This window comes from Cellulomonas massiliensis JC225 (assembly GCF_000312005.1).
Taxonomy (GTDB): Bacteria; Actinomycetota; Actinomycetes; order Actinomycetales; family Cellulomonadaceae; genus Cellulomonas; species Cellulomonas massiliensis.
The window spans coordinates 2,055,526-2,057,779 of the sequence record NZ_HE978588.1; the positions used below are offsets into that span (position 1 = coordinate 2,055,526).

Annotated in this window: 1 protein-coding gene and 1 pseudogene; both read left to right on the forward strand. The window is 79.7% G+C overall.

Going from position 1 to position 2,254, the window contains the following annotated elements; all coding sequences use genetic code 11:
• Positions 1-1,183 (forward strand): annotated as a pseudogene (locus HGCM_RS09750) (glycosyltransferase family 2 protein); the annotation flags it as partial.
• Positions 1,180-2,254 (forward strand): DUF5719 family protein (locus HGCM_RS19860; protein ID WP_246119451.1); only part of this gene is annotated, 1,075 nt, incomplete at its 3' end. The pseudogene HGCM_RS09750 and the gene HGCM_RS19860, both read left to right, overlap by 4 nt.

Below are 2,254 nucleotides of genomic sequence, written 5' to 3' on the forward strand. Positions count from 1 at the left end.
CCTGCTGCGGGGCGCGGGTGCCGCCCGCGCGGTGCGGGCCGCGTGGGTCGTGGCGGCGATCGGCGCCGGCACCGCCGGGCTCGTCGCGGTCGTCCCCGTCGGGCTCGACGCCGGCCGGCTCGTGCACGGCTGGGCCGGGCCGGCCCTCTCGCTGGCCGGAGCGGGGCTGCTGACCGCCGCGGTGCTCGGCGCCGACGGCGCGCGCGAGCGGCTACGCGCCCGGTCCTTCGGCTGGCGCCAGCCCGTCGTGGCGCTGCTCACCGCCGTCGCCGTCCTCGTCCCCGTCGCCTGGACCGCCACGTGGACGCTCCAGGCCCGTGCGGGCCTCGCGGCCCCGCTGTCCACGTCCGAGGGCGTGGTGCCGGCGATCGGCCTGCAGGCCCAGGACGAGCCGGCGTCCTCCCGCGTGCTCGCGCTGGCGCTCTCGCCGGCGGGCGACGGGCGCGTCGTGCGCTGGCAGCTGCTGCGCACGGACGGCCCGACGCTCGTGGACGACGCGGCGGCCGTCAGCACCCGGGTGCTCACCGGCGACCTGCTCGACCCCGAGGTCGTCGAGCCCGACAGCGCCTCGGACGAGGTCTCGGCCCTGGCCGGCCGGCTCGCGAGCGGCTCCGGGGCCGACGTGTCCCAGGCGCTCGGCGCCGTCGCGGTCGCCGACGTCCTCGTCCCCCCGCTCGAGGACCGCGGCGACCGCGCGGCCAAGCGGCTGCGGGACGACCTCGTCGCCCGCCTCGACTCGACGCCGGGCCTGGAGCGGGTGACCCAGGGCGCGACGGGGACGCTGTGGCGCGTCGCCCCCGCGGAGGGTGGCGAGGTCGTGACGGCGTGGGCCCGGCTCGTGCCGGAGGGCCTGCCGGCCGACGCGGCCTCCGACGACGTCACCGCGCTGGCCTCGCAGGACCGGACGGTGCGCGCCCGCGTCCCGGCGGGCGACCCGGACCGGCGCGTCGTGCTCGCCGAGCGGGCCGACAGCCAGTGGCGCGCCACGCTCGACGGCCGGCCGCTGCGCGCGGTCGACGACGGCTGGCGGCAGACGTTCGTGCTCGGCCCCGACGCCGGGACCCTCGTCGTGTCCTACGAGGCGCCGTACCGCACGTGGTGGCTCGTCGCGCAGGGCGTCGTGCTCCTCGTGGCGGTGCTCCTCGCCCTGCCGGTGCGCCGCCGGCGCGGGGTGCGCGCATGAGCGCCCGGGTGGTGGGACGCGTCCTGACCGGGCTGCTCGTGCTGGCGCTGGCCGCAGCCGTCGTGGTCGGTGTGCTCCGGCTTCCCGCGCCGTCCGCGGCCGAGGGGCTCGGCGTCTCGGACGTCACCGTGCCGCCCTCGCCGGCGACGCTGGTCTGCCCGGGTCCGCTGCGCCTGCCGGACGACCGGGGGCGCGGCGACGCCGCGTTCGACCCCGTGCCGGTGGACCCCGTGACGACGGTCGTGGCCGTCGGTGCCGAGTCGGGTGGCGGCACGGTCCGCCCCCTCGGCGGCGGGGACGTCGCGGGCACGCTGCCGGACGGGTCCGGGGCGGCGCTCGTGCGCGGCGTCGGGACGCCGCTCGTCGTGGACGCCGACCCGACGGAGCAGGTGCCGCCCCGCGTCGCGGCCGCGACCGGCGTGCTGGTCACCGCCGGCGACCTGCGGGGTCTCTCGGCGGCGTCGTGCCAGGAGCCGACCACCGACGCCTGGCTCGTCGGCGGCGCGACCGACCTGTCGAGCCGCGCGGACCTCGTCCTCGACAACGCCGGCGCCACGCCGGCCCAGGTGCAGCTGACCGTGTTCGGCCCGAACGGCCGCGTCGACCTCACGGGCGAGCGCTACCTCGTCGCTCCGGGCGAGCAGGAGGTCGTCTCGCTGGGCGCCGTGGCGAGCGAGCAGCGCGGCATCGTCGTGCACGTGGAGGCCGAGGGCGGTCGCGTCTCGGCATCGGTGCAGGACTCGGCGCTCGACGGCTTCTCCCCGGCGGGGACCGACCTCGTCGTCCCCGGCGCGGCGCCCTCGCGCCGCCAGGTGGTGCCGGGCGTGCGGGTGTCACCGACCGGCGTCGACGACCCGCACGCCGCGTCGCTGCGGCTGCTGGCTCCCGGCGGTGCGGCGACGACGGCGACGATCAGCCTGCTCGGCGCGGACGGCGTCCAGGCGCTGCCCGGCGCGCAGGAGGTTTCGCTCGAGCCCGGCGTCGTGACGGACGTGCCCCTCGGCGGGCTGCCGGGCGGCGCGTACACCGTGGTGGTCGACGCCGGCCGCCCCGTCGCGGCCGCCGTCCAGG